20 protein-coding genes are annotated in these 26,045 nt (G+C 71.4%); 13 read left to right on the forward strand and 7 right to left on the reverse strand.

Annotation, left to right across the window (positions count from 1 at the left end; all coding sequences use genetic code 11):
• The first annotated feature begins 90 nt into the window (after positions 1–90).
• The 8 genes from AB8M85_RS17015 to AB8M85_RS17050 are packed head-to-tail and all read left to right on the forward strand — an operon-like array spanning position 91 to position 15,411.
• A complete protein-coding gene (locus tag AB8M85_RS17015; RefSeq protein ID WP_372700031.1) occupies positions 91–2,679 on the forward strand; it encodes a baseplate J/gp47 family protein in 2,589 nt (862 codons plus the stop codon).
• Positions 2,676–4,361 (forward strand): hypothetical protein, encoded by a 1,686-nt coding sequence (locus tag AB8M85_RS17020; protein ID WP_372700032.1) that lies wholly within the window; start codon positions 2,676–2,678, stop codon positions 4,359–4,361. The genes AB8M85_RS17015 and AB8M85_RS17020 overlap by 4 nt, the downstream gene beginning before the upstream one ends.
• A complete protein-coding gene (locus tag AB8M85_RS17025) occupies positions 4,354–5,226 on the forward strand; it encodes a hypothetical protein (RefSeq protein ID WP_372700033.1) in 873 nt (290 codons plus the stop codon). The genes AB8M85_RS17020 and AB8M85_RS17025 overlap by 8 nt, the downstream gene beginning before the upstream one ends.
• A 22-nt stretch (positions 5,227–5,248) precedes the next feature.
• Positions 5,249–7,369 carry a hypothetical protein gene (locus AB8M85_RS17030; RefSeq protein WP_372700034.1) on the forward strand — a complete coding sequence of 707 codons (2,121 nt, stop codon included), beginning with the start codon at positions 5,249–5,251 and terminating at the stop codon, positions 7,367–7,369.
• A complete protein-coding gene (locus tag AB8M85_RS17035; protein ID WP_372700035.1) occupies positions 7,366–8,697 on the forward strand; it encodes a contractile injection system tape measure protein in 1,332 nt (443 codons plus the stop codon). The genes AB8M85_RS17030 and AB8M85_RS17035 overlap by 4 nt, the downstream gene beginning before the upstream one ends.
• Positions 8,694–10,052 (forward strand): ATP-binding protein, encoded by a 1,359-nt coding sequence (locus AB8M85_RS17040; RefSeq protein WP_372700036.1) that lies wholly within the window; start codon positions 8,694–8,696, stop codon positions 10,050–10,052. The genes AB8M85_RS17035 and AB8M85_RS17040 overlap by 4 nt, the downstream gene beginning before the upstream one ends.
• Positions 10,049–15,103 (forward strand): hypothetical protein, encoded by a 5,055-nt coding sequence (locus AB8M85_RS17045; RefSeq protein ID WP_372700037.1) that lies wholly within the window; start codon positions 10,049–10,051, stop codon positions 15,101–15,103. Before AB8M85_RS17040 ends, AB8M85_RS17045 begins: the two co-directional genes overlap by 4 nt.
• Positions 15,100–15,411: a hypothetical protein gene (locus AB8M85_RS17050; RefSeq protein ID WP_372700038.1), complete on the forward strand. Its 312-nt coding sequence runs from the start codon at positions 15,100–15,102 to the stop codon at positions 15,409–15,411. Before AB8M85_RS17045 ends, AB8M85_RS17050 begins: the two co-directional genes overlap by 4 nt.
• 45 nt (positions 15,412–15,456) lie before the next feature.
• Here the strand turns inward: AB8M85_RS17050 and AB8M85_RS17055 are convergent, their stop codons facing one another.
• The 3 genes from AB8M85_RS17055 to arfB form a co-directional block, all read right to left on the reverse strand.
• Positions 15,457–15,846, reverse strand: coding sequence for a hypothetical protein (locus AB8M85_RS17055; protein ID WP_372700039.1), 390 nt, complete (start codon positions 15,844–15,846; stop codon positions 15,457–15,459).
• On the reverse strand, positions 15,843–16,670 hold the full coding sequence (locus tag AB8M85_RS17060; RefSeq protein ID WP_372700040.1) for an FHA domain-containing protein: 828 nt from the start codon (positions 16,668–16,670) through the stop codon (positions 15,843–15,845). The genes AB8M85_RS17055 and AB8M85_RS17060 overlap by 4 nt, the downstream gene beginning before the upstream one ends.
• A 108-nt stretch (positions 16,671–16,778) precedes the next feature.
• On the reverse strand, positions 16,779–17,201 hold the full coding sequence (arfB, locus tag AB8M85_RS17065) for an alternative ribosome rescue aminoacyl-tRNA hydrolase ArfB (RefSeq protein ID WP_372700041.1): 423 nt from the start codon (positions 17,199–17,201) through the stop codon (positions 16,779–16,781).
• Between the two features lie 304 nt (positions 17,202–17,505).
• Between arfB and gndA the strand changes: the two genes are divergently transcribed.
• The 3 genes from gndA to AB8M85_RS17080 all read left to right on the forward strand — a co-directional run bounded on the left by gndA (position 17,506) and on the right by AB8M85_RS17080 (position 20,825).
• Positions 17,506–18,942 (forward strand): NADP-dependent phosphogluconate dehydrogenase, encoded by a 1,437-nt coding sequence (gene gndA, locus AB8M85_RS17070; RefSeq protein WP_372700042.1) that lies wholly within the window; start codon positions 17,506–17,508, stop codon positions 18,940–18,942.
• Between the two features lie 148 nt (positions 18,943–19,090).
• A complete protein-coding gene (locus AB8M85_RS17075) occupies positions 19,091–19,660 on the forward strand; it encodes a helix-turn-helix domain-containing protein (protein WP_372700043.1) in 570 nt (189 codons plus the stop codon).
• 160 nt (positions 19,661–19,820) lie between these two features.
• Entirely contained in the window at positions 19,821–20,825 is a 1,005-nt protein-coding gene (locus tag AB8M85_RS17080) for an aldo/keto reductase family protein (protein ID WP_372700044.1), read from the forward strand.
• A gap of 72 nt (positions 20,826–20,897) precedes the next feature.
• On the opposite strand, the gene AB8M85_RS17085 is transcribed toward AB8M85_RS17080, so the two are convergent.
• Entirely contained in the window at positions 20,898–21,620 is a 723-nt protein-coding gene (locus AB8M85_RS17085; protein ID WP_372700045.1) for a hemerythrin domain-containing protein, read from the reverse strand.
• 90 nt (positions 21,621–21,710) lie between these two features.
• Between AB8M85_RS17085 and AB8M85_RS17090 the strand changes: the two genes are divergently transcribed.
• On the forward strand, positions 21,711–22,268 hold the full coding sequence (locus tag AB8M85_RS17090; RefSeq protein WP_372700046.1) for a CGNR zinc finger domain-containing protein: 558 nt from the start codon (positions 21,711–21,713) through the stop codon (positions 22,266–22,268).
• 122 nt (positions 22,269–22,390) lie between these two features.
• Here the strand turns inward: AB8M85_RS17090 and epsC are convergent, their stop codons facing one another.
• From epsC to msrA, 3 genes are all read right to left on the reverse strand, one after another.
• Complete coding sequence (epsC, locus tag AB8M85_RS17095; RefSeq protein ID WP_372700047.1) at positions 22,391–22,975, reverse strand: serine O-acetyltransferase EpsC; 585 nt, start codon at positions 22,973–22,975, stop codon at positions 22,391–22,393.
• 56 nt (positions 22,976–23,031) lie between these two features.
• Positions 23,032–23,967, reverse strand: a complete 936-nt coding sequence (gene cysK, locus AB8M85_RS17100) for a cysteine synthase A (protein ID WP_372700048.1) — start codon at positions 23,965–23,967, stop codon at positions 23,032–23,034.
• Positions 23,968–24,037: 70 nt separating this feature from the next.
• The gene (gene msrA, locus AB8M85_RS17105; protein ID WP_372700086.1) at positions 24,038–24,562 is read right to left on the reverse strand and encodes a peptide-methionine (S)-S-oxide reductase MsrA; all 525 of its coding nucleotides are present in this window, start codon (positions 24,560–24,562) and stop codon (positions 24,038–24,040) included.
• A gap of 523 nt (positions 24,563–25,085) precedes the next feature.
• Between msrA and AB8M85_RS17110 the strand changes: the two genes are divergently transcribed.
• The gene (locus AB8M85_RS17110) at positions 25,086–25,979 is read left to right on the forward strand and encodes a Nif3-like dinuclear metal center hexameric protein (RefSeq protein ID WP_372700087.1); all 894 of its coding nucleotides are present in this window, start codon (positions 25,086–25,088) and stop codon (positions 25,977–25,979) included.
• The last annotated feature ends 66 nt before the right edge of the window (positions 25,980–26,045 follow it).

Consider the following 26,045-nt stretch of genomic DNA (forward strand, 5'->3'; position numbering starts at 1 on the left):
CGCGATGGCCGCCGCGGCGCGGCTGGTGCCCTTCGACGACACCGGCAGCTGGGCGAGGCGCTGTTCACCCCGGACGGCTCCGGCGGTGCGGTGCTGGATCCGGACGGCGCCCCGGACCGGGAACTGCTGGCCGCGCTGGCCGCCGAGTACTCGCTGCTCGACGGGCACCTGGCACACCTAGGGGAGGCGACCCGGGCCTGGTGGCTGCGCCAGGTGCTGGGCCTGGACGCGCTGCCGGCCGTGCCGGACCGCATCATCGCCCGGATCGAGGTCGACCCGAAGACCGCCCCGGTGGTGCTCGAACGCGGGACCATCCTGCGTGGTGGCACCGACGCCTTCGGCAACGAACGCCACTACGCCAGCGACGACACGCTCACCGCCCACGGGGCGGAACTGGCCGGGGTGCGCTCCTTCGTCCCGGGTGGTCCCGGACGCCCGCACGGGGTGGCCGCGTCCGCCCCGGACTTCCCGCTGCGCCCCGACGCCGGCCCGGACGGGCTCCACCTGCTGCGCATCCGGTCCTCGGCCCTGGCCTTCACCGGCGGGCACCTGGACGCCGACGTGGTGTTCGCCGGGGCCACCGGGGCCGCGGGGCTGAAGGCCCTGCTGTGGCGCTGGACCCGGCCCGACGGCACCACCAGCGCGGCGATCGGTGCCGACGTCGACGTCGCCGGGGCGAGGGTACGGGTGCGGCTCACCGGATCCTGCGGCGCCCCCGCCGGGCAGATCCCGTGGGTGGAGGGCGTCCTCGCCGACGGGGCCGCCGTCCCCGTGGACCTCTCCTTCACCCGGGTCACCGTGGCCGTGGCCGACCGCTCCGCGTATGTGCCGGAGGCCGCCTTCTACAACGACGGCGCCGTGGACGTCACCAAGGAGTTCCAGCCCTTCGGGGCCGCCGCCAAACGCGGGGATGCGTTCTACCTGCGCTCCGACGAGGCCCTGGGCAAATCGCTGGACACCCTCGACGTGGGCATCAGCATCCTGCAGGAAGGCGGAGCCCCGCTGAGCGCCTCCAGCGGGGGCAGCGGGGTGCCCGTCTACCTGGCGCAACTGGTGCAGGAGCAGCTCCAATCGATGAAGATCGCCCTGGGCGACGCCTACGCGAGCGTGGACCACGAATGGTCGGTCATCTCCGATTCGGTCAGCACCCCCACCACGCCGGCGGTTCTCTGGCAACGGCGGCAGGACGGGGCCTGGACCACGGTGGGCGAATCGTCCCCGAGCTTCGCCACGCTGCACGCCACCGACCTGCCGGGGGCCCCGGAGTCCTCCGAACCGTTCGCCGTGGCCGGTCAGACCGGGCACTACCTGCGGGCCTTCCTGGCCGAGGGCGATTTCGGCTGGACCGACTACCAGAAGCAGGTCGCCGACTTCGCCACCCAGGCCGTCGCCGACGGCACCCCGAGGTTGCGCCCGTTCCCGGTGCCCCCGATCGCCTCCTCCATCACGCTGCGCTACACCACCGTCCCCGTCGCGGCCGAGGGCCTCGAGGCCACCAGCGGGTGGCGCCGGCAGGTCCGCCCCGGTGGCACCGAGACCCGGTTCCGGCCCTTCCGGCTCGCCATCGACGACTTCGGGTCCACCGGCATGGTAGCGATCGGATTCGACCTGCCGGACACGACCCTGGGGGCCAGCGTGTCCGTGTACCTGCGGGTCGACTCGGCGGCCTCCTGCGCCGGGAGCGGCCGGGTGGACGCCACCTGGCAGTACTGGGCGGGGGAGCGGTGGGTGCAGCTGCCCACGGCCGATGGGACGCACCAGCTGCGCGAGGCCGGATTGCTGCGCTTCGTCGCCCCCGCCGCGTGGGCGACCGGCTGCCCCGAGGTCTCCGCCGCCACCGGACGCTGGATCCGCCTGGCCAGTTCCCAACCGGAGCGGTTCGGGACGCTCTCCGGGGTGGACGTGGACGCGGTCACCGCCACGTTCGCCTCCGGCGCCGCCGACCCCGCGGCCGATCCCAGTTCCGCCGGCGCCCTGCCGGCCGGAACCATCAAGGGCACCCTGACGCCAGTGCCCGGGGTGAAGAAGGCCACCAACGTCGCCTCCGTTCCCGGTCGGGCCCCCGAAGACACCGCCGGCTACCTGGCCCGCGCCTCGGCCGCCACCCGCCATCGCCACCGCTGGATCACCCCCTGGGATCTGGAGGCGCGGGTGCGCCAGGGGTTCCCGGAGGTCGCCGCGGTGCTGTGCCTGCCCCACACCGGGGCCGATGCCACCCGCGCCCCGGGCAACATCGCCCTGGTTCTCGTCCCGGACGAGTCCACTGTCTCCGACCCCCGGCCGTCGGTCAGCCTGGCCACCCGGATCGCCGCGGACCTCGCGCCCGGCACCCCCGCCGGCGCCACCGTGCACGTGATCTGCCCCGCCTACGTCCCGGTGACCGTCACCGCGACCCTGCTCCTGCGCCGGGGCATCGCGGCGCTGACCGGGCTGCAGGCGGTCACCACGGCACTCGAAACCGCCCTGCATCCCGGCACCGCGGGGCCGCGGTGGGGCCGGACCCTCTACGCCTCCACCCTCATCGCCCTGCTCGAGCACCAACCGGAGGTCGACGTCGTCACGACCTTCGTCCTCCACGACGGCGCCGGCAACCCCGTGGAGCAGCTCGACGTGAACCCGGTCCGCGGCCTCTACTGCTCCAGCGGTCACCACGGTCTCTCCTGCCAGGAGCAGCTATGAACACGCGACGGCCAGCCCCCATCACCCGGCCCGAGCCCACGGCCCCCGACGCCGACTGGGAGGACATCCGCACACGCATCCTGGCGCACCTGGCCGCCCACGCCGCCCCGGGCTGGACCGACCACAACACCGCGGATCCCGGCATCACCCTCGCCGAGGCCGCCGCCTACGCGCTGGCGGACCTGCACTACCGGACCGGGACCCGGCGCTTCGAGGACTGGCCCCTGGAGGTCCGCGGTTGGGCACCGGACGCCGACCGGCACTGGGACACCACCCTGCCCGCCGGGCGCTGGGATCCCGAACCGGAGCCGGGGGACCCGGCCGGCACCCCCGAGGACCGGGCACCGCTGACCTCCATCGCCGATGCCCTGGCCGATCCCCTCGTGGCGGAGCTGGAGCGGCTGCTGCACGACGCGGAATCCCCGGCCGATGCCGCGGCACTGTTGTCCTCTCCGCCCTATTCCGGCGTCATCCGAGCACGGGACCGGGCCGCCGTCGCTGCCCTGCTGCGCACCCGGATGCTCCGCCGCATCGCCCACGACGAGGCCGGCACCGTCGCCGCTGCCCTCACCGAGGCCGCCCGCACCGCGGCCCCCGGCACACCCGCGGCCGCCATCGACGCCGCCGCAGCCGCCGCCCTGGCCGCCCGGCTGCCCCTCTGGGAGCCCGAAGCCGCCGCGCTGGTGCGCCGCGAACGCCGCCGGCGGTCCCGGGAGATCCTCATGGACCGGCTGGCCGAGGTCCGGACGGCGACCGCCGACACCGCCGCCGTCATCCGCGGGCGCCTGGCCGCCGCGGGACTGGACCCCGAGGAGGCCGAACTCGCCCTGGCCGCCGCGCCGGACGCCGCGGGGATGGCACCCGAGGACCTCGAAGACGGGTCCGGCCACAGCCTCATCTGGCCCCCGCACCCCATCCAGGCGCTGACCTGCGAACCGGCGACCGCGGCCGACTACGCCCGGAGGGCGCGCACCGACCCCCGCGTCGCCCGGGCCTGGGCCGTTCCCGGACGGTTGGAGGGCATCGCCTGGAACGGGCTGCCCACCGGGACCCTGCCCAGCGTGGCCGTGGACCCCGACGCCCGTGCCCTGACCCTGGTTCTCGAGGCGCAGGTCCCGGACGGCGAGCGCGACGGCTTCCTCCGGCAGGTCCTGGCGGTGGCGATCGGCCCCGAGTCCACCGCCCCGTTCCCCGAGTGGCGCGAGGACGTCGACGACGCGGCCCCCCGGCGCCTGCTCGGCGACGAGGTCGGCGCGGCCCTGCTGGTACGGGTCCCGGTCCTGGTCCAGGCCACGCTGGTCACCGCCGTCGGGGTACCCCGCGAGACGGTCATCGAGGCGGCGCGGGAACGCATCGCGGCCTTCTTCGCCGGCGGCCGGGCCGGGACACCTGCGCCCGCGGAGCCGGTGGGTTTCGACGGGCCCTGGCCCCGGGCGGACCAACCCGCCGGCGGGTGGACGCCGGGCGAGCCCATCCGCTTCACCGAGGTCACCGCGGCCCTCGTGGCCGATCCGCACCTCTGGGGAGTGGAGAACCTGGCGTTGCGCCTCGAAGACGACGCGGTCTTCACCCCCGCCGGAGCCGGCGCCCTGGACATCCCCGGCCGCTCCGTTCCCGTGCTGGCCGCCGGACGCTGCCTGCGGGTGCGCTACGCCCCGACGGGAGGTATCCGCCATGCCTGAACCCGCGCCGCTGCCGCCCCGTGGCCCGGACTACACCCGGATCGCCGCCGACCTGCCGCCCGTCTACCAGGACGACGCCGAATCCTTCGCCCAGATCGATGCCTACCTGGGCCTGGCCGACGAGCTCGGACACCAGGTGATCGAGCGCCTCGAGGACCTGCTCACGGGCCTGGGCCCGGACGCCCTGCTGCGCTGGCCGACCGGGTTGGCGCTGGACGCCGGAGCCGATGCGCTCATCGCCCACCATCTGGCCACGTACGACGAGCTCGCCGGCTGGTCGGCCACGGCCTTCCCCGCCAGCTGGCCCCGGGATGAAGCCGGAGTGCGCCGCCGTCGTGAATTCCTCGCCCGGTGCACCCGCATCTGGCGCCGGCGCGGGACCCCGCGCGGCTTCCTGTCCTGGTTCTGCCTCTACTTCGGCCTGCCCGCGGCCGGCCGGCCGTACCTGCTCGAGCACTTCAAGGCCCCCGGCACCGGCATCACCGCGGAGCCCTATACCGCCACGCTCTTCGTCCCGGCCACCACCTTCACCGGGTTCGAACGCCGCGCCGAGGCCGCCGACTTCGCCGTCCGCTACGCCCCGGCGCACGTCCAGGTGCGGGTCTGCTTCACCGACCCGGAGGTGTTCACCGCGCTGCCCGTCCTGGCCGCACCCCCGCTGCTGCCCGAGGACCCGTCCGACGACGACGTCGCCGCCTACGCCACCGCGATCGACCGCCAGCAACGGGACCTCAACGCCCTGCTCTGCTCGGTCGTCTCGGTGGTATCCCACGCCTCCGGCATCCACCTCTACGAGTGCATCGATGCCGGCCGCGGTGTCGACCGGCTCGGCGTCGGCCAGCTGCCGACCGACACCACGGACTAACCCCCGAAGGGAAGCGACGACCATGTCCGAGACCCAGTACCCCGTCTTCGTGGACGGGCAGACCCTCACCAGCGCCGAACTGAACGACCTGCGCCGGTTCCTGCACCACCGCGACCGCCTGTTGGGGCGGCTGGACGGGTTCGGGATCAACGCCGGGCTCGGCGGGCTCGTCACCGACGGCCCGGCCGTGGCGATCCAGCCCGGCCTGGGGATCGACCAGGTCGGGGAACCGTTGCTGCTGCACGCGGAGCACACCATCGGCCTGCCCCCGGTGCCGGGGGACCTCACCTACGACTTCATCGACCCGGACGCCGGGGGATTCAGCATCGTCCTCGAGGCCGCGGACACCATCGAACCGACCCCCGAGTGCGGGGAGGACGGCTGCGCCGGACACGCCGAACTGCACACCCGCTCGGTGGTCCTGCAGGTCGTGGCGGGCCGGATCACCGGCGGCCGGATGGACTTCGCCGCCGAACCCCTGCTGGACGTCAAGCCCCTGTTCCTGAACCTGGACTCGCGTCCGGTGGGCTCCTACGTCAAGCTGCGCAACGCCATCGCCACCCGGCTGGCCAACGGCACCGACCCGCTCGTGGCCCCCGGGTTGATCGCCCGGCTGAGGGCAACCAGCGTGGCGGCCGGCGACCCGGCCGGAGTGACCGGCTACACGTGCGGCTGGCTGAACATGGTCCTCTTCGCCACCCTGGACCTGCTGCGGGTCCAGTCCCTGCTGGATCTGACGTGGGACCGTCCGGTCGCCCGGCCGGGCATCGTGCTGGGCTGGGTCCACCAGCAGGGCCTCAACGGCTGGTTCTTCGACTGCTCGTACCGCCACGCCTGGGAACCGCCGCGCGGTGTCACCGAGGCGCTGCTGGGCGGCACCTGCACCGACCCGGCCGGTGCCTACCGCGACGGGTTGTCGGCGCTCCTGGCTGGCTATGCCCCACCGGAACCCACACCCGTTCCCGACCCCCGACCGCCCAAGGGCTGCCCCAAGGGGTCCATTCGCTTCAAGGGCCACTGCATCCGGATCCCCTTCCCTCCCACGTACGAGATCCCCGAGTGGCCGGAGAAGTACTACCACGTCCCCGATCACATCCAGCGGCAGAAACCGTTCGAGACGTGGCAGGACCCCCTCAAGATCTACGGGCAACCAGCCCTGGAGGTCCTGGGGGAGAAGGCCTACGGTCTCACCGACTACCTCGGCGACCCCGCGCAGCAGGTCCAGCCGATCCTGGAGGAGTTCATCGGCGGGCTGGGTGCGGTCGCCGACGTCAAGGTCGTCGGCGCGGGCCAGGCCAAGGACATCGTCGGCTATGCCCCCGCCGGAAGCTTCGCCCCCTCCGACACGGTGGTCCTGGGCACCGATGCCCAAGGCGCCGTCACGTCCATCGGCCGGGTCGCCGCGGTGCACAACGTCAGGACTGTGTCCTCCGCCCTCCCGGCAGCCGTCGGCGCCGCGCAGGACGCCCAGTCCGCGGCCACCGAATTGCGTTCAATGGCCGACGGCCTGCAGGTCGACATCAAGGCCAACACCCAGGCCATCGGCGGGCTGGATGAGAACCTGGGCACCGTGCAACAGGGCCTGAAACAGCTGAGCACCGACCTGAAACCCGACGTGATCCTCTCCCGCTTGACGAACCTGGAATCGGAGGTGAAACAGGTCGGCACGCTCAAGGGCCGGATCGACGTGCTGGACGGCAAGCTGGATGTCATCACCAAGGGGACCATCAAGCTGCCCAACCGGCCCGGGGACGTGGTGATCGGACGGCCCGAGTTCCCGAACCGGCCCGGCGACGTGGTGATCGGACGCGCCGCCGGAACCATCGACCCGGCCCTGGCCGCCGGCATCGCCGACTTCGCCGACACGGCCATCCGGGCCATGCGCTCGCTGCCGGCCCCCGACAACCCCCGCTTCGGCCGCTATGCCACCACAGCGGAACGCGCCAGCGACCAGCTGCGCCGCCACGCGGCCGGCACCGCCGAAACCGACGCGGAAACGGGCGCGGACGAACCCACCCTCGCCCGGGCCGCCCTCGAGGTGCTGGGCACCCTGCGCACCCTGGTGAAGGCCTCCGGCGCGTCGGCGGAACTCGGCCACCAGCTCGACGCCCAACTGCGCGACCTCCGGGAAGCGCTGCCATGACCGACATCGCGGTGGACGTCCTGCGGCTGCGCGGACCCGGATCCGGGCGTCTGGCCCGAGTCGCGGCCACCACGCTGCCGCCGGCCCTCGAAGCCGCGCTGACCGGCCTCTCCGACGCCACCCTGACCCGGATCGGAGTCCGCCTCGAGGTGGATCCCACCGAGTACGACGACGACACCCTCGCCATCCTGTGGGCACAGTCCATCCGTGCCGGCATCCTCGAGGCCACCGGCGGACGCACCGTACCGGGCACCCGGCCCGGCCCCGCCGGAGCGTCGACGTCTTTGTCTTCGTCGATGCCGAAGCCGATGCCGATCGCCACCGGCCCCGAAGCCGTCGCGGCGGCCGCACGCCGCTGGGTGGCCGCCGGCGACGACACCGGTCCAGCCATCCCCCTCCTCCTGTTCGCGCTGGCCGGGCCGGGCGTGGCCCCCCGGGTGCGGGACCTGCTGGGGCCGTCCGACTGGCGCCGGCTCACCGACCGGTTGGCCGCCCTGCTCGGTCCACCCCCGCCGTCCCACGGGCGCACCGATGCACCGGAACAACGGTCCGGGCCGACGCCGCCGCCAGCAGCGGAACCTGCACCGCCACCCGGACCGAAACATCCATCCGTGCACCCCGCAGACGAGCCATCCAACCGCCCGGGGCATCCCCGGCCCGTGTCCGCGGCGGAACCGCCCACCAGCGGAGCCGTGAGCGGCGCCGAGGCCCGGGCACAGCGGCGCCACCCGGGACGGGAACCTGACAGCCCAAACGACCGCCTGCCCGACCGCCTGCCCGACCGGCTGGCGGTCCTGGCCGCCTTGGCCGCGCTGGACGGCCCCAGCCTCGCCGACCCCGTGCCGACCCGGGTGGGCGGACTCGTGCTGCTCTATCCCTGGTTGGCGGACCATTGCCGGGCGGCCGAGGCCCTGCACCCCGGTCTGGATGTGCTGGACGTCCGCGAGGCCGCACTGGCCGCCATCGTCGATCCCGGCCATGCCGCCACCGCGGACGATCCGCTCATCGGCTTGCTGGCCGGACGCCCACCGGGCCGGACCCCGCACGACCGCCAGCGCGAACCATTGCCGTACGGGGCAGACGTCACCGCCTCGGCCCTCGGGGTGCTGGCCGGTTTCACCGCCCTGCTGCCCGGCTTCACCCGCTCCAGCCCCGACTTCGCCAGGGCGCAGTGGATCGAGCGCGACGGCCTGCTGGACACCGGCCGGGACCCCATGAAGCTGACCGCCGCTGGTCGGCCCCTGGATCTCGTCCTGGGGCACCTGCCCTATCCGGTCGGCCTGGTGAAGCTTCCCTGGTCCCCGGCACTGGCGGTGGTGATCCGATGACCGATCCCACGCACGCATCGGTCCCGGACGGCACTGCCGGCGCCCGGGGGACGGTACCGGCGCCCGTGGCCGAACTCCGCAGCGCCCTGGAGATCCTCGACGCGTTGATCACCGTCCGCCTGGAGGAACGCCGCGGCGGACCCACCGACCGGCCCTTGTCCCTGGACGACGACGGCGGGGCCCTTCCGGACGTTCGCCGCTTCGCCGGCACGGGCCCCCTGGCGACCCTCATTGCCTCCACCGGCCTCACCTCCGCCGAGGCCATCACCCTCGTGGCCGCCCTGGCGCCGGCCATCGACGAACGCTTCGCCGTACGCTACGGCGCGCTGACGGACCGGCCCGGAGTCACCGGATTCACCGGCGAGGTCGCCCGGAACCTCGTGGGCCGCTCCTTCGCCGATCGTCTGGACGCCACCCTCATGCTCGCGCCCCAGGGGCTGCTGCGTACCAGCGGCCTGCTCGAGCTCGACCCGCCCGGCGACCTGGCCGGACGGCTGCACCCGGGCGCCGACCTCACCGCCTGGCTCCTGGGCCTGCCTCCGGTCCCGCCCACGGCAACCGCTGATTTCCCGGCCCGCCCGCTAACCACCGTGCATACCCTGGACGACGTGGTCCTGCCGGCCGGTGCCCGCCGGCGGGTGACGGCCCTGGCCGGGCGCATCGCCCAGCGGTCCACCGTCGTCGATGACTGGGGCTTCGGAACCCACCACGACAACGCGTCGGGACTGCTGGCGCTCTTCCACGGGCCGCCGGGGACCGGCAAGACCATGACCGCCGCGGCGCTGGCGGCCTCCGCCGGGCTGCCCGCCTACGTCATCGACCTCTCGGCACTGGTCTCCAAATACATCGGCGAAACGGAGAAGGCCCTGGCGCGGGTCTTCGACCGGGCCGCCCGCGACGGCAGCATCCTGGTCTTCGACGAGGCCGACGCGGTCTTCGGCGCCCGCACCGAGATCGGGGACGCCCACGACCGGTACGCCAACCAGGAGGTCTCCTACCTGCTGACACGGATCGAGGAGCACCCCGGCATCGTGGTCCTCACCTCGAACATCCTGGCCAACATCGACGCGGCCTTCCAACGCCGCATCCACGTGATGATCGAGTTCCCCGAACCCGGCCCCGGCGAGCGCCAACGCCTCTGGTCCTCCGTGGCCCCGCCCGAGCTCCCGCTGGACCCGGACATCGACCGGGCCGCCTTGGCCCAGCGGTACCGGCTCACCGGTGCCCAGATCCGCGACGCCACCTTGGACGCGGCCTACCTGGCCGCCGCCGACGGCCGGGTCGTCACCACCGAGCACCTGCTCGAGGGCATCCGCCGGCAATACGAGAAGACCGCCCGGACGGTGCCGGAATGAACACCGCCACGGCCACCCGAGCGGTCGCCACCCTGACCGGGGCCGAGACGCCCCGGCCCGGAACCGCCACACGGCGCTCCGGCCCGGCGGCCGCAGGGGAAGGCCACCCGGACCGGCAGCTGGCCACCGTTCCGCGCCCCGCCGCCGGGGAAACCCACGTCGACCTGGAACCCGGAACCATGGCCGGAGGCCTGCAGGCCGTCCGCGCCCAGTGGGGGCCCGACGGCGGCACGGTCCAGCTGGCCGGACGGGCCCCGTTCACCGAGCTGGCCGGAACGGCCGCCTTCCGCGCCGATGGGAGCCTGAGCGGGGAGGTCCACCTGCGGGCGAACCTCGCCCTGGCCGGGCAGGTCCTGGGCAAGATGAGTTGGCAGGTCCACGGATGGCATCCCGGCCGACCCCTGGCCCTACCGGCAACGGCCTTGCGGGGAAGCACGCTGGCCGTCGACCTGCGCCCGCTGCCCGCCGGCAGCGCCCTGACGCCGGTGCCCGGCATCAACGCCGAGCAGGGCACGGGCGCGGCCACCGTCCACCTGCCCGCGAACACGATCCCACCCGGGGAACCGCTCAACGCCCGGCTGGCCGAAATCTACCGTGGCCTCGGCATCGACACTGGCGCGCTCCGGGTCCACCCCGACGTCCCCGCCGCAGGTGTTCCGGCCTTCGTCTCCAACCACCACCTCTTCCTGGCCCCCGGTGTCTACGGCGTCGACAGTCCCGGCATGTTGGCGGTCCTCGACCAGGCGATCCACGCTGCCCTGGCCGGCCTGGCGGGGCCGGTGGCCGCCCGGCCCGCGCCCGCGTCGACGGAGCCCTCGTCCGGGGAGGAACCACCGGCAGCCGACACCGGCATCATCCACGCCACCCCCGCCGGACCGGTCACCGCCGGGGACGCCGACCAGCCAGGGAGCGCGGCACCCCAGACGACGGCGGCCGAAACCACCGCCGCGCCGGCCGGCCCCGGGACCACACCCGCAGCGGGGGAGGGGAGCACCGGGGAAGCCGGCGCCCAGGCCGCCGAGGGACAGGCCCCGGTGCCCGTCGAACTGCTCATGCCACCCGCGCCGTCCACGCTCGGCCCGCAAGCCGCCGAACGCGGGAGAGCCGTCAGCGGCGGCGCCCGGCGCGCCTCCCGGGCCGCCCGTACCTTGCCCGACGCCGATGCCGACGTCGCCGATTCCCGCGGCGCCGTCACCGAGCCACCGGCGGAGACGGCAGCCCGCGCCCAGGAGGAACTCGCCGCGGAATTGGGTGCACGCCCGGCCCCCAGCCCCGAAATCGAGGCACTCTGCCTGAGGATCGAGACGGCCATCCGCGAGAACCGCCCCGAGGACGAGGACGAACTCCTGGAAACCGACCCCACCCAGGAGGCACGCGACGCCGGGGCCACCATCACCGGCTCCGTCCGCGCCCAGTCCGCGGAAGTCGGCCACAGCTTCGACGCCCTCGCCACTCCGCCGCCGGGCCACCCCGCGCTCACCCCCACCCCCGTGCAGGCGCCACGGACCGGCGTCAGGGACCCGGGCATCGACGCGGCGCGGGCGGCGCCCGATCCCATCCCACCGGAGAACACCTCGCTGGAGGCCGATGTCGCGGCCACCGACCAGCGGATCGCCGCCTCCGGCATCGACACCCGCGTCACCCGGGCCATCCCCGATGGGCCCTTCGGCGAGACCCGAGCGGCCCGCGCCGAGCTGGGGGAGGCGGCCAGCGCCACCCCCGCGGCGATCCAGGACACCCAACAACAAGCCATCGACACCGCCCAAACCGACATGGCGGCACTCCAGACCCGGGCCCTGGATGTCCTGCGGGCCTCGCGCTCCGGCACCATCCACCGCGTCGGCGGTGCGCAGGGGGGCATGGTCACCCACGAGGAGGCCACCCGCGAGACGGTCGCCGCCCGCGCGCAGGTCATCTACACCGCGGCGGCCGGAGACGTCGCCGAGATCCTCCGGGACCTCAATTCCACCGCCATGGGGCTCTGGGAGGCGGGACTGGAAAAACTGTCCGGCGAGTTCCATGACGCCGTCGACCATACCCAACGCGAGGTTGATGAACGCCACTCCGGGATCGGCGGTGCCCTGTTGTCCGTCGGCGACTACCTCACCGGGCTGCCCGACTGGGTCACGGCGGCCTATAACCGCGCCGAGACTGATTTCACCGACGGCGTGTGCACGTTGCTGCGCACGATCTCCACCACCGTCAACGGCGTCGTCGCCGCCGCCCAAGCCCGGATCAACCGGGCGCGGACCGCCATCGACGATGCCTTCGCCACCATGGAAGGCAAATTCCCGGACTGGGCCGCGGAGCAACGTGCCCACTTCTCCGGCATGCTCGACGGGCTGGCAGAGCAGGCCACCGACGCCCAGACCAGCTTCGTCACCGACGTCTCGGCCCGCGCCATCCAGGCCGTGAACGAGGTCCACGCCGAGGTCCAGGCCCTCCGCGAGGCAGCCGGCGGGCTCATCGGCCGGGTCGCCACGGCCATCGCCGAGTTCGTGGAGGACCCCGCCCGCGCCATCATCAACGGGCTGCTGCGCCTCGTCGGCATCCCCCCGGCGGCGTTCTGGGCGCTCGTCGCCAAGATCGAGCAGGTCATCTCCGACATCGCCGACGACCCCGAGAACTTCATCAACAACCTCGTCGCCGGCCTGAAGCAGGGCTTCACCCAGTTCTTCAACGCCTTCGGCCGCCACGTGCTGGAGGGCTTCTGGACCTGGCTGTTCTCCGGCCTGCAGACCCCGATCCCCATGCCCCGCGACCTGAGCGCCGGTGCCCTGTTCGGCTTCGCCCTGGAACTGATGGGCATCACCTGGCCCCGCGTGCGGGAGATCCTGGTCCGGCATGTCGGGCCCACCGCCGTCGAGGTCATCGAGGCCACCTGGGAGCTGGTCACCACCCTCATCGAACGCGGCCCCGAGGGCATCGTCGAACTCATCAAGGACCAGCTCACCCCCGAGAGCCTCATCGACACCATCCTCGACGCCGCGGTGGACTACCTGGTGGAGACGCTCATCCAGCAGGCCATCATCCGGGTCGCCGGACTGCTGAACCCGGTCGGGGCCATCGCCCAGGCCATCGACATGATCTACCAGGTCTGCGCCTGGGTCTTCCGCAACGCGGCACGGATCTTCAGTTTCGTCGAGACCGTCGTCAACGGCCTCGCCGACGTCGTCGCCGGCAACATCGGCGCCCTCGCCGCCGCCGTCGAACGCTCCCTGGCCCAACTCATCCCCCCGGTCATCGACTTCCTGGCCGGCATGTGCCACCTGGGCGGGCTGCCCGACGAGGTCGCCCAGGTCATCGTCCGACTCCAGGCGGTGGTGTACCGGGCGATGGACCGCGTCGTCGGGTTCCTGGCCGAACGCGGACGGGCCCTGCTGGCACGCCTCGGGGTCGACACCACTTCCCCGGCGGAGGAAGAGACAGGGCACGACGACGAACTGGGCACCACGGTGCGCTTCCGCGCCGACGGGGAATCCCACCGGCTCTGGTACCAGACGCGTGGCACCACCGGCGAACTGATGGTCGCCTCCACCCCCGAACCACTGGAACGCCGGATCGCCGCATGGCGCGCGAAGATCCCCAACCTGCCCGAGGCCGAGCAGGGCGCCGCCACCGCTGCGGTCAACGAGCTCGCCGCCCTGGCCGACGACGCCGATGAACTCGGCGACCAGCTCACCCAGGCCTTCCTCGCCGCCGAACGCGACTCCGCCGACGAGCTCGAGCCACCGGACGATGCTGGGCTCGAGGCCCGCGAGCGCGCCCTGGTCGACAAGCTGCGGACCGTGATCGGGCTCTTCGGGGAGGAGCACACCGAAGAGGACTACCTGGCCGACATCGCCGCCAACCTGCCGGCCAAGGGGCGCAGCTACGCGCGGACCATCGCCGGCCAATGGATGCCCACCATCACCCGGCCCCAGCTGGCCCCGCCCGGCAACGAGCCGATCTGGGGGCCCGCGGACATCCAGGACCATGGCGCCCTGGCCCTGCTCGCCCAGGACGCGACGCGGCGCGAACTGCTGCCGTGGTTCCTGGTCGGGAGGCAGAGGAATCCGCGCTCCGCTGCGTCGGGCACCTTCCGCAGTTACGTGTTCGAGAACCTCAATCCCGAGCCCGATCACCCCGTGCGCGCCTGGTTCCTGGCCCGCATGGGTCAGGATACCGCCGCCCACATGCGGGCCACCGGCGCCGCCAAGGTCTCCGCCGAGGACAACGCCGAGCTCCACGAGAAGGTCATCGCCGTCACCTTTGTCGCCGACGGCAGCCGTTGGGGCCTTTTCAAGGACTTGCCCGGTGACCAGATCAACGCCCTGGTGCGAACCGCCATTCGCCGTGCCGGCGACGTGGTGCCCTTCCTGCGGGCGATGGTCAGCCCACAGGTGTACCTGGGAGTGACGTGGGAGTTGTTCCAGTCCACCTGGGAGCACAGCCCTGCCACCAAGAACTACGTCAAGGGCCTGTTCCGCGATATCGCACCGGGGCACCATGAATGGATCCCCACCGGATACATCCCCCAGGTGATCAAGAACGCCATCGACATCAAGTCCACGCCGACCATCGTCGAGGGGTTCCGTTGGGTCGTCGCCCAGAGCTCGCTGCGCTCACCGACCCCGTGGGTGCTCCACCACCCCACCGTCGTCGACGTCGAGGAGCAGGGCCAGACCACCCAGCGGGTGGCCTTGACCGGGCACACCGGCGCCTTCCGGATCGAACGCGAGGGCGAACTGGTCTCCGCCGGGACCATTGGCACCCAGGATTTCCACGAGTGGCTGCGCCAGGCGTTCAGCGGCCACAACGCCCATGGGGCCGCCGCCTACGTGTGGTACCTCGCCAGCGTGCTGCCCGAGCGGGTCTGGGACGGAAGCACCGGCAACCTGCCGCAGGAACTGCTCCAGGATCCGGTGGGCATGCTCTACCGGACCGAGCCAGGCGTCGATGAATCGCTCACCATTGCCGCACTGGCCGCTATTCAACGACGCAATTGGCTGGCGATCGGCTCCAACTTCGCCGACACGATCACGGCCATCGAGCAGGAGAACGGAACATGACCGCAGACCAACGCCCCGCCCCGGACGCCGCCCCCGCCCCCGGCCCCGGCGTCGCCTGGCTGGCCCGGCGTACCGGCGTGGACCCCGCCGAGCTGACCGCATCTCCGGAGGCGGCCGTGTCCGCCCTCCGGGCCGCAGCCCGGCAGATCGCCGTGCTTGCCGCCAAGCTGGAATCGGGCGATCCGGCGACGCGGGCTGCCGCCCAAGCCGAGGCAGACCGCCTGGTTCAGGACATCGACGGGGGACCGTCGCCGGGCCAGACCTTCGCTCGGCGCGTGACGGGGCTCCTGCGCGACGGAGCGCGCTGAATCGAGGCCACCCCCGGCGTCGCCATCAATGGCCTGCGTGCCGGATCAGCCACCGATGAACGCGGCCACGGATGGGCCCCAGCTCCCCACCCAGGTCGCGAGGGTCCGGAGGGGCTCCACCAGTGCCTGCCCGGCCGTGGCCAGGGCACCCGCGGAGAGCAACATCGCGGTCAGGTGATCGAGCGACCGGCGGACGATCGAGCGGTCGGGGGACTCCGCGGCCAGCTCGGCGTCAATCTCCTGCAGGGGTTCAGCTACGGCCACCATCTGGTCCCCCTTGAGCGGCATTAGATCGATCGCCTCCCGCAGCTCGCGCAGGGCATGGCGTGCCGCGTCCACGGAGATGACCTCGCCGTGCTGCCCGCCGGTGATTCGTTGGGTGCCCGAGACGTTGTTGATGACCCCACCCGTTTGCTGGCCGATGTTGAAGTTCATGTCGTCCTCCTCGCAGGGGGTTCGGGCCAGGGCAGCGGAAGGTCGCGGTCGACGTTCTTCCGACGCGCCGAAGCAACGATGTGCAGGACCATACCGACCACCATCAGGATGGCGCCGAGGGCTGCGGCCGACCAGCCCACGAGTCCCGACGGGATGCCGAAGAGGTCGGTACCAAAGGGGGTGAGCACCTCAGGTTGGCCTCCGGTGCCGAAGGAGTCGCCAAGGGAGGTGAAGAACTGCAGGATGCCGGCCGCGAAGGCGGCGAATCCGACGACAAACAGGGCAAAGCCGACCATGATGATCCAGCGGGCCTTGGACCGCGTGCCGGCGATGTCGCGCAGGAGGCTTTCGCGCTCGTGCAGTATCTGGGTGGGGAAGGCGTTGTGCTGGTTGCCCGCCACGTTGCTGATGGTTCCGGCGTGCTGCGTGGACACGTCGAATCGCGTACTGGTCACCGGTTCGTGTTGATCGGTGATGGTCCGCGGAGTCTCCAGGCGGCCGCCGCCCAGGTGCTCGAACTCGAAGCTGGCCGAGGCACAGGCAACGACGTCACCGCCGCGGAGCAGCCGGGGAGCGGTGATGGGGATCCCGTTGACACGCGTGCCGGCGGTCGACCCGAGGTCGCGGACGAAGACACCGACATCGGTTCTGGTCAGGGCTGCATGGTGGCGGCTGACATCAGGGCTGTTGAGGACGAGATCGCTGTCCGGAGCCCGCCCGACGATCAATTGCCCCCCTGCCACGTCGACGCTGTGGGAGCGCTGCCCGCGTGCGTCCAGCACGAAAATCCCATCGTGGGGGCGATGCTGGCGTGGCGTTTCCATCCGAAGTCCTTAGCGCCCTGCGGCCGTCGTCGACGGTGCTGGTTCCGTCCAGTGAACTCCCTGGCGCATTACCGCAGCATTACCGGGCATGTTCAGGCGACACCGCGCCTATTCCGCCGGTGGTCTGCGCCGGTGGCGCTTGACGTCGGAACGCTGCCGTTTCGCGGCCAGGCGCCGACGCTGGGAACCCTTGGTGGGTTTCGTCCGGCGACGCCGGGGCCCCTCCGGGGCCAGGCCCGTACGGACCAGCTCCGCGAGCTTCTCCAAGGCGATTTCGCGGTTGCGCAGCTGGGATCGCTGCTCGGAGGCCGTCACGGTGAGGACTCCGGAGACGAGCCGACGCTGGAGGCGGGTGACCAGCATCTGGCGCTGGTCCTCATCCAGTGCCATCGAGTCGGCAGGGCTCCACACGAGCTCCACCCGGCTGTCCGAGGTGTTGACGTGCTGTCCGCCCGGTCCCGAGGAGCGCGAAAACCGCCAGCTGAACTCGGAGGCCGGAATCGTCAACGTCGGCGACACCTCTAGATCCATGGGACAAGCGTCGCATGTCCGGCCGTCGAGGGCACCCGGGCCTTGTTTCGCCGTGCACAATGTTCACGACTTGTAGAATCAGTAACAAAACGGAGAGATTGTGGGCAATCGAGGGGGCGTCCGCGTGGATACGTATCTGGCCGGCGCCCTGTCGCCAGCCGGAGCGGCAACTTCGGACCGTGCCGTCACGTTCTGGCCCTGTCGGCGCGGATCGAACTAGAGTGGGGAGCAATCACGGAGCCGTGTCCGGCACCGTTGCGTGCCCGGGCACCAGCTCATCCTGTTCCCAACAGATGGAGTCCTGATGAAGGCACAAATCGGCGTTACCGGCCTGGCGGTCATGGGTGCGAACCTGGCCCGCAACTTCGCCCGCAACGGCTACACGGTCGCCCTGCACAACCGCTCGATCGAAAAGACCGACGCGCTCCTGGAGGCCCACGGGTCCGACGGCGAATTCATCCGCACCGAAACCCTGGCCGAGCTCGTCGAGTCCCTGGAGACCCCGCGCCGCGTGCTCATCATGGTCAAGGCCGGCGGCCCCGTGGACTCCGTCATCGACCAGCTCGTCCCGCTGCTCGAGGCCGGCGACATCGTCATCGACGGCGGCAACTCGAACTTCCAGGACACCCGCCGGCGCGAGGCCGCACTGGCCGATAAGGACCTGCACTTCGTGGGCATCGGCGTCTCCGGTGGCGAGGAGGGCGCACTGCTCGGCCCGTCCATCATGCCCGGCGGCTCCAGGGAGTCCTACGACGCGCTCGGCCCGATGCTGGAGAAGATCTCCGCCCATGTCGACGGCGACCCGTGCTGCGCCTGGATCGGCACCGACGGCGCCGGCCACTTCGTGAAGATGGTCCACAACGGCATCGAGTACGCCGACATGCAGGTCATCGGCGAGGCCTACGACCTGCTGCGCTCCGGCGCCGGGATCGAACCCGCCGACCAGGCCAAGATCTTCTCGACGTGGAACGAGGGCGAACTGGCCTCCTTCCTCATCGAGATCACCGCCGAGGTCCTCGGCCACACCGACGCCAAGACCGGCAAGCCGCTGGTCGACGTGATCGTCGACTCCGCCGGACAGAAGGGCACCGGCCGCTGGACCGTGCAGTCCGCCCTGGACCTGGGCTCGCCGACCTCGGCCATCGCCGAATCGGTCTTCTCCCGCGGCCTGTCCTCGCAGCGCGACCAGCGCGCCGTCGCCCAGGACGTGCTGGCCGGCCACGAGCAGCAGGTCGAGCTCGGCGACGACTTCGTCGAGGACGTCCGCCAGGCGCTCTTCGCCTCCAAGCTCGTCTCCTACGCGCAGGGCCTGGACATGCTCACCGCTGCGGCCGAGGAGTACGACTGGGACCTGAAGCTCGACGAGATCGCCTCGCTGTGGCGTGGCGGCTGCATCATCCGCGCCGAGCTGCTCAAGGACATCACCAAGGCCTACGCCGCCTCCGACAAGCCGGCCAACCTGCTCTTCGACCCGACCTTCGCGCAGGCGATCGCCGGCGCCGTGCCGGCCTGGCGTCGCGTCGTGGCCACCGCAGTGCAGCTGGGCATCCCGGTCCCGGTGTTCTCCTCCTCGCTGGCGTACTACGACGGCCTGCGCCGCAAGCGCCTGCCCGCCGCGCTGACCCAGGGCCTGCGCGACCTCTTCGGGGCCCACACCTACAACCGCGTCGACGCCGAGGGCACCTTCCACACCCAGTGGAGCGGTGACAAGACGGAGATCTCAGCGGTCTCGACGCACTAGCCGCGACGTACCGGACGGCTTACACCGCCCACCACAACTGAGGACGACGCCGGAACCCGGGTTCCGGCGTCGTCCTTTTCTTGCGCTGCACCATGTCACCGATGAGTGACTCAATGGTGGCCTACACGCATGCAAGCCGGGCCCTGAAGTGGTCGGCGCACGCATCCGCGCCGCGCGAAGAATGCGCGGCTGGACGCAATTGGCCCTGGCTCAGGACGCCGGTGTCTCCCGGAAGTTCCTCGTCGACCTGGAAGCCGGCCACGCAGGCGCGTCCCTCGGCCTGACGCTTGCCGTGCTCAACAGCCTCGGCATGGACCTTTTTGCGACTTTCCCGCGCCAGGTCGGGCGCGACTTCGGGCAAGATTTCGAATCAGTACTCTCCTGCGGGGACTATGACTTCGCCCTGCGCCTGCTGGGGGAGTACGCGCACGAAGCTGCCTCGCAGGGGCTGCCCGTGATGATGACCCGTGCCCCGCGGATCAAGGACCAGGAATACCGGACCACATTGGCCGCCATCACCCGCTGGGCCGCAGCGAAGTCCGGTGCCAAGGCTCCCCGGTGGGCCAGGGAATCGGGTCCGTCGCCCCAGCCGGTCTTTCCAGCGGAGAAGCTCCACCCGGTCGGCGCGGCGATGAAGAACCTGATACGGCGCGAGACCCCTGCTGAACTGGCCAACATGAACGTCTGGATCCGGGAACGGGACCTCAGCGTCGCATGACAGTCCCGGGATTCAGCCGTGTTGCCATCCTGGGCTTGCAGGGGAATTCGAATCAAGGCTCCAGAACCGCGGCGTCACCTTGGACATCCAGATTGCAGCAGTTTTCACCGTCGTGCCCTTTCCCTGTTGCCTGGGGTAACTATGGGCATAGGGTAGTGGCATGGATTACAGATTCCTCGGGGCCTCAGGGCTCAAGATCACCGAAATCACCTACGGCAACTGGCTGACCCATGGCTCCCAGGTGGAGAACGACGTCGCCACCCAATGCGTCCAGGCCGCCCTGGATGCGGGCATCACCACCTTCGACACCGCCGACGCCTACGCCAACGGCGCCGCCGAGGAGGTCCTCGGCGCGGCCCTGAAGTCGCAGCGGCGCGAATCGCTGGAGGTCTTCACCAAGGTCTACTGGCCGGTCGGGCCGAAGGGGCCCAACGACACCGGGCTCTCCCGCAAGCACATCATGGAGGGCATCAACGGATCCCTGCGCCGCCTGGGCATGGACTACGTGGACCTCTACCAGGCGCACCGCTACGACCACCAGACACCGCTGGAGGAGACCATCCAGGCGTTCGCCGACGTCGTGCGCGCCGGCAAGGCCCTGTACATCGGGGTCTCCGAATGGTCGGCCGACCAGTTGCGCGAGGGCCAGCGACTGGCGAAGCAGGCCGGGTTCTCGCTGGTGTCCAACCAGCCGCAGTATTCCGCCCTCTGGCGGGTCATCGAGGACCAGGTTGTGCCCGCGTCGAAGGAGCTGGGCATGTCCCAGGTCGTCTGGTCGCCGATGGCCCAGGGCGTGCTCTCGGGCAAGTACAAGCCCGGCCAGCCCGCCCCGGCAGGCAGCCGTGCCACCGACGAGAAGGGCGGCCAGAAGACGATCGAGCGCTTCCTGGACGACACCGTGCTCGAGCGGGTGCAGCAGCTGCAGCCCATCGCCGACGAGCTGGGCCTGAAGATGTCCCAGCTGGCGATCGCCTGGGTGCTGCAGAACCCGAACGTCGCCACCGCGCTGGTCGGGGCCTCCCGGCCCGAACAGGTCGCCGAGAACGTCAAGGCCTCCGGGGTGAAGATCCCGGACGAGCTGATGACCAGGATCGACGAGGCGCTCGGTGACGCGGTCGAGCGGGATCCGGCCAAGACCGTGAGCCCGGCCGAACGACCCGCCTGATCCAAAGGTGTCCCGGCCCTGCCTCCGCAGCGGTGCCGGGACGCCACGCCACGGCGCGTGACGGCCAGGCAGTCAGGCCAGCGACACGCCGCCTCCGCGTTCGATCCGTTCCTCAGGTCCGTGGAGCACGAGGTCGCGGTGGGCCGTGAACCGGCGTGAGCCGTGGAACCGCCAGACCAGCCGGATCGGTGCCGGGAGGTTGTGGCGCAGCCAGACCTCCCGGTCGGCTTGCGACAAGCTGTCGACGATCCAGCCGAGCTGGATGAACGTCCGGTCCCGTGGCACCGCCGACCGTCCGCGGCGGCCAAGTTGGGCCCACTCGCGGGCCGACATCGTGGACGAGGCAGTGGGCAGGATGCGTTGTTCCTCCTGCCCCAGATGCAGCAGCAGCGCGGTCCGGATCTGCCCGAGCAGCTCGACGAGTTCCTCGCGCTGGTCCTGGCGTGCCTCGTGTGCCCAGCCCGGCAGCATTGCGTCGAGGTCATCGAGCAGCTGTCCCATGCCGGCGTGCTGGGACCTCATGACCGCGATGTGCAGGGCGCAGGCTGGTGCGCGCTGTTCCAGCGTGTCCCATAGCAGCTCGTCCTCGACCTCGTGGTGGTGGTGCAGCATGGCACCGATTTCGGAGATGTGGGCTGCCACGACGGTCGCCCGGCCGGTGTCGTGGTCGGCGACGCCGGCGACCAGTTCCGGGAACCTGCCGAAGGTGCTGCGGAACATCTGGTGGATGTGGAGCATGTCGGTGGTGTCGCAGCGGGCACGCGGTTCCGGCGCCGTCGGTTCGTTCGATGCCATAGGGGTTCCTCTTTCGCGGGAAGGCCGGCCTCCGCGCCCCCATGCGTCACTGGCTAAATGTTTATGATGGTGACGACTATGATGGATGGCATGCCCGAGGTCAAGAGTTCCCCAGTGAAAAGTGGCGGCCCCATCGGTCCGATCGACCGGTGGATCGTCCTCGGCCAGGCTCCGGGCGTCGCTCCGCCGGGGGTGGAACCGCTCCGTGCCCTGCTGAACACCGACGACCGCTTCCATGGCGTCGACACGCTCGAGGCGGAGGCGCCGGCGGCCTACGTGCACCTTCGCGACGCGCTGCGGACCTTGCTCGTCGACGGCGACGCCCGGCCCCTTGCGGGCATCGCCGATGCCCTGCCGCTGCGCCTGGTGGTCGAGCAGGGGCGCGTGCACCTGGCGCCGGTTGCCGCTGCCGGCCCGGTCGACGCCGCCGTGGCCGGGCTCCTAGCCCGGTTTGCCGAAGCGCAAAATGTCGGCGAGTGGTCGCGGCTGAAGGCCTGCGGGAACCCTGACTGCCAATGGGTCTTCTACGACACCTCCCGGAACCGGTCGGGCCGCTGGTGCTCCATGCAGGAGTGTGGGGGAGTCATGAAGGCCCGGGCCTACCGCCGGCGCCAGCGCACCGCTGACGGCGGGGAAGCGCCCCGCTGACACCGGCACCCGGGGTGAGTGTCCCCGCCGGTCCGGGAGCCGCCGTCGTGCAGCAGGGAAAAACCCGGGAGGACCAGCTCATGCTGCTCCTCCCGGGCCTGCCGGAAATCCAACGCGGGGGGCTAGATCCACATGGCCGGGTCGATGTACTCCGCCGGGTCGACCGCCGGTTTGTGCTCCTCGGGCTTGCGCGGCCGGTTGGTCGCCGGGATGCCCGTGATGATCGAGTCCGCCGGGGCGTCCTTGACGACCACCGCGTTGGCCCCGATGGCGGAGTCGGGTCCGATGGTGATCGGGCCCAGGACCTTGGCCCCGGCCCCGATTACCACGCGGTCGCCGATGGTGGGGTGGCGCTTGACTTTGGCCAGCGACCGGCCGCCGAGGGTGACGCCGTGGTAGATCATCACGTCGTCGCCGATCTCGGCGGTCTCGCCGATGACCACCCCCATGCCGTGGTCGATGAAGAAGCGCCGGCCGACCGTGGCCCCGGGGTGGATCTCGATGCCGGTGATGAAGCGCGCGGCCTGGGACAGCAGCCGGGCCGGCAGCCGGTAGGCCGGGTTCTGCCAGAGCCGGTGCGTCAGCCGGTGGATCCAGATGGCGTGCAGCCCCGAGTACGCCAGGGCGTTCTCGGTGTTGCCGCGCGCGGCCGGATCATGGGCGCGGGCACCCTCGAGGTCCTCTTGGAGGCGGGATAGGAAAGTCACACGTTGCCTTTGCTTCTGGTTCGCCCGGGGGCGGGGCCGCTTGCCGCGGAGGTCGTCTAGCCGCGGATGTCGTCGTACAGCAGCGTGGAGATGTAGCGTTCGCCGAAGTCCGGGACCACGGCGACGACGAGCTTGCCGGCGTTCTCCGGGCGGGCGGCCACCTGCAGGGCGCCCCAGACGGCGGCGCCGGAGGAGATCCCGCCGAGGATGCCCTCCTTGGTGCCCAGGTCGCGGGCCGCGGCCACCGAATCCTCGATCGAGGCGTCGAGCACCTCGTCGTAGATCTTGGTGTCCAGCACCTCAGGGATGAAGTTGGCGCCCAGGCCCTGGATCTTGTGCGGACCGGGGTTGCCGCCGTTGAGGATGGCGGAGTCCTTCGGCTCGACGGCCACGATCTGCACGCCGGGCTTCTTCTCGCGCAGCAGCGCGCCGGCGCCGGTGATGGTGCCGCCGGTGCCAATGCCGGAGACGAGGATATCCACCGCCCCGTCCGAGTCGTCCCAGATCTCCTGGCCCGTGGTGGTGCGGTGGATCTCGGGGTTGGCCTCGTTGGCGAACTGCTGGGCCCAGATGGCGTTGTCGGTGTTGGCGACGATGTCCTTGGCCTTCTCCACCGCCCCGCGCATGCCCTCCGAGCCGGGGGTCAGCACGATCTCGGCGCCGAACGCGCGCAGCATGACGCGGCGCTCGGTCGACATGGTCTCGGGCATGGTCAGGATGACGCGGTAGCCGCGGGCGGCGCCGACCATGGCCAGGGCGATGCCGGTGTTGCCGGACGTGCCCTCCACGATCGTCCCGCCCGGACGCAGCGCCCCGGCGTTCTCCGCGGCGTCGACGATCGCCACGCCGATGCGGTCCTTGACGCTGTTGGCCGGATTGTAGAACTCGAGCTTCACGGCCACCTGCGCGGGCAGGCCCTCGGCCATGCGGTTCAGCCGCACCAGCGGGGTGCGACCCACCAGTTCGGTCACGTCGTTGTAGATCGGTGCCATACTCTGCCTGCTTTCGGAAGAAGTGCCGTTGTATTTCGTCATCCAGCCTATCGAGGCCCGGAATCCGGGCTCAGTCGGTGAGCCACCGGGAGTAATATTTCCGTGCCTTGGCCAGCTTGGGGTTGATGATCACCTGGCAGTACCCCTCGTAGGGGTTGCTGGCGTAGAAGTCCTGGTGGATGGATTCGGCATCGTGAAATTCGGTGGCCGGGACGATCTCGGTGACGATCGGGTCGTCCCAGTTCTCCTGGTTGCGCACCAGGGCCGCCTCGAAGAGCTGCTTCTGCTGCTCGTCGGTGTAGAACATGGACGAGCGGTACTGGGTGCCGACGTCGTATCCCTGGCGGTTCAGCGTGGTCGGGTCGTGCCCGGTGAAGAACATGTCAAGGATGACCTCTGCCGGGACGACGGCGGCATCAAAGGTCACCGCCACCGCTTCGGCATGGCCGGTGGTTCCGCTGCACACGTCGCGGTAGTTCGGCTCCGGTGTATGCCCGCCGATGTAGCCGGAGACGACGGACGAGACGCCCCTCGTCTTGCGGTAGACCGCGTCCATGCACCAGAAGCACCCGGCACCGAGGATGAAGGTGTGGATGTCCTGGTCGGGGAATCCGGCGGAACCGGACGTGCCGGGTTCCGTCGCTGACACTGGGTTTGCTGGTGCGTTGCTCACACCCATGGTCAATGCACCGCGTCGCCCATTCATTCCCGGGGGAGGCTGGTCGCCCCATTCCCCCGGGGAGCGGCCGCGGCGCGCACCCTCGGCATCCGGCGGATTCCGGTGCGTGGATTTGACCCCTTTGTGACCGGCTTCGGTCTACGGTGGGAGCATGCGCAACGAAGACGACACCACGCCGCAGGAGCACCGGGACGACGCCGCCGTCTCCACGTCCGACACCGAGGCGGACGCGCCGGTTACCGACCCCACGGAAACCGAAGCCGAGGCACCGCAGGGCGCCGCCACCGCGGCCGGCCCCTCCAGCCCGGATCCAGGCAGGGAACAGGCAGCGGAGCACGCGGCAGGCCAGGCCGGGGACGGGACCGAGGGCCGGACCGGGGACCCGGACTCGGAAGCCGCTGCCCAACCCGCTGCGACCGAACCGGAAGTCGCCGAGGGAATCGGCGCACACGACGCAGCAGCAGCCGTCGCCCCGGCTCCACGCGACGACGCCAGCGCCCCCACGTTGGGCGACGTGCTGGTGGCCATCGAGGAACTCTGGCCCGCGTCCTTGGCCGAGGAGTGGGACGCCGTCGGGTTGGTGGCCGGTCGTCTGGAACAGGTCATCCGCCGTGTGGTCTTCGCCGTGGACCCGACGCGCGAGGTGGTCCGCGATGCGATCGAGCGCGGCGCCGACCTGCTGATCACCCACCACCCCCTGCTGCTGCGCGGGGTGAAGTCCGTGGCCGCCGACCAGTTCAAGGGCGGGGCCATCCACGACCTGATCGAAAACCACTGCGCCCTGGTCACCGTGCACACCAACGGCGATTCCGCCGTCGGGGGAGTCTCCGACGTGCTCGCCGACATCCTGGGCCTGCAGAACGTCAGCCCGCTGGTCCCGGCAGCGGAGGGCCTGCCCGAGGAGGGGATCGGCCGGGTGGGGACGCTGCCGGACGCCCTGGCCCTGGGCGACTTCGCCTCCCGCGTCTTCGGCGCACTGCCCGCCGTGGCCGGCGGCGTGCGCGTTGCCGGGGACCGCGACGGCATCGTGCGCACCGTGGCCGTGTGCGGCGGTGCCGGCGACAGCCTGTTCGACGCCGTGCGCGAGGCCCGGGCCGACGTCTTCGTCACCGCCGACCTGCGCCACCATCCGGCCTCCGAGGCCCGCGAGGCGGCCATCGAGGACCGGCCCTACCTGGTGGACATCTCGCATTTCGCCGGCGAGTGGCTGTGGCTGCCCGTGGCGGCGGAGGGACTCTACAACGTCCTCGTCGACCAGGGCTTTGCCGTGGAAATCGGCGTCAGCTCCATCAATTCCGACCCCTGGGATTTCATCCTGACCCCCGGCCACTGAACCCGGGCACCGAGCCAGACCGCTGATCCCGACCCCGCCCGGGGCCCGTCGCGGCAGGGGCGGCAG

Origin of the sequence: Arthrobacter sp. JSM 101049, from assembly GCF_041679245.1 — a bacterium.
In the GTDB taxonomy this organism is placed as follows: domain Bacteria; phylum Actinomycetota; class Actinomycetes; order Actinomycetales; family Micrococcaceae; genus Arthrobacter_H.

Bases quoted from the DNA above. Each gene is read 5' to 3' on its own strand.
- AB8M85_RS17020 (WP_372700032.1), top strand. From the start codon at position 2,676: ATGAACACGCGACGGCCAGCCCCCATCACCCGGCCCGAGCCCACGGCC.
- AB8M85_RS17025 (WP_372700033.1), top strand. From the start codon at position 4,354: ATGCCTGAACCCGCGCCGCTGCCGCCCCGTGGCCCGGACTACACCCGG.
- AB8M85_RS17030 (WP_372700034.1), top strand. From the start codon at position 5,249: ATGTCCGAGACCCAGTACCCCGTCTTCGTGGACGGGCAGACCCTCACC.
- AB8M85_RS17035 (WP_372700035.1), top strand. From the start codon at position 7,366: ATGACCGACATCGCGGTGGACGTCCTGCGGCTGCGCGGACCCGGATCC.
- AB8M85_RS17040 (WP_372700036.1), top strand. From the start codon at position 8,694: ATGACCGATCCCACGCACGCATCGGTCCCGGACGGCACTGCCGGCGCC.
- AB8M85_RS17045 (WP_372700037.1), top strand. From the start codon at position 10,049: ATGAACACCGCCACGGCCACCCGAGCGGTCGCCACCCTGACCGGGGCC.
- AB8M85_RS17050 (WP_372700038.1), top strand. From the start codon at position 15,100: ATGACCGCAGACCAACGCCCCGCCCCGGACGCCGCCCCCGCCCCCGGC.
- AB8M85_RS17055 (WP_372700039.1), bottom strand. From the start codon at position 15,846: ATGAACTTCAACATCGGCCAGCAAACGGGTGGGGTCATCAACAACGTC.
- AB8M85_RS17060 (WP_372700040.1), bottom strand. From the start codon at position 16,670: ATGGAAACGCCACGCCAGCATCGCCCCCACGATGGGATTTTCGTGCTG.
- arfB (WP_372700041.1), bottom strand. From the start codon at position 17,201: ATGGATCTAGAGGTGTCGCCGACGTTGACGATTCCGGCCTCCGAGTTC.
- gndA (WP_372700042.1), top strand. From the start codon at position 17,506: ATGAAGGCACAAATCGGCGTTACCGGCCTGGCGGTCATGGGTGCGAAC.
- AB8M85_RS17080 (WP_372700044.1), top strand. From the start codon at position 19,821: ATGGATTACAGATTCCTCGGGGCCTCAGGGCTCAAGATCACCGAAATC.
- AB8M85_RS17085 (WP_372700045.1), bottom strand. From the start codon at position 21,620: ATGGCATCGAACGAACCGACGGCGCCGGAACCGCGTGCCCGCTGCGAC.
- AB8M85_RS17090 (WP_372700046.1), top strand. From the start codon at position 21,711: ATGCCCGAGGTCAAGAGTTCCCCAGTGAAAAGTGGCGGCCCCATCGGT.
- cysK (WP_372700048.1), bottom strand. From the start codon at position 23,967: ATGGCACCGATCTACAACGACGTGACCGAACTGGTGGGTCGCACCCCG.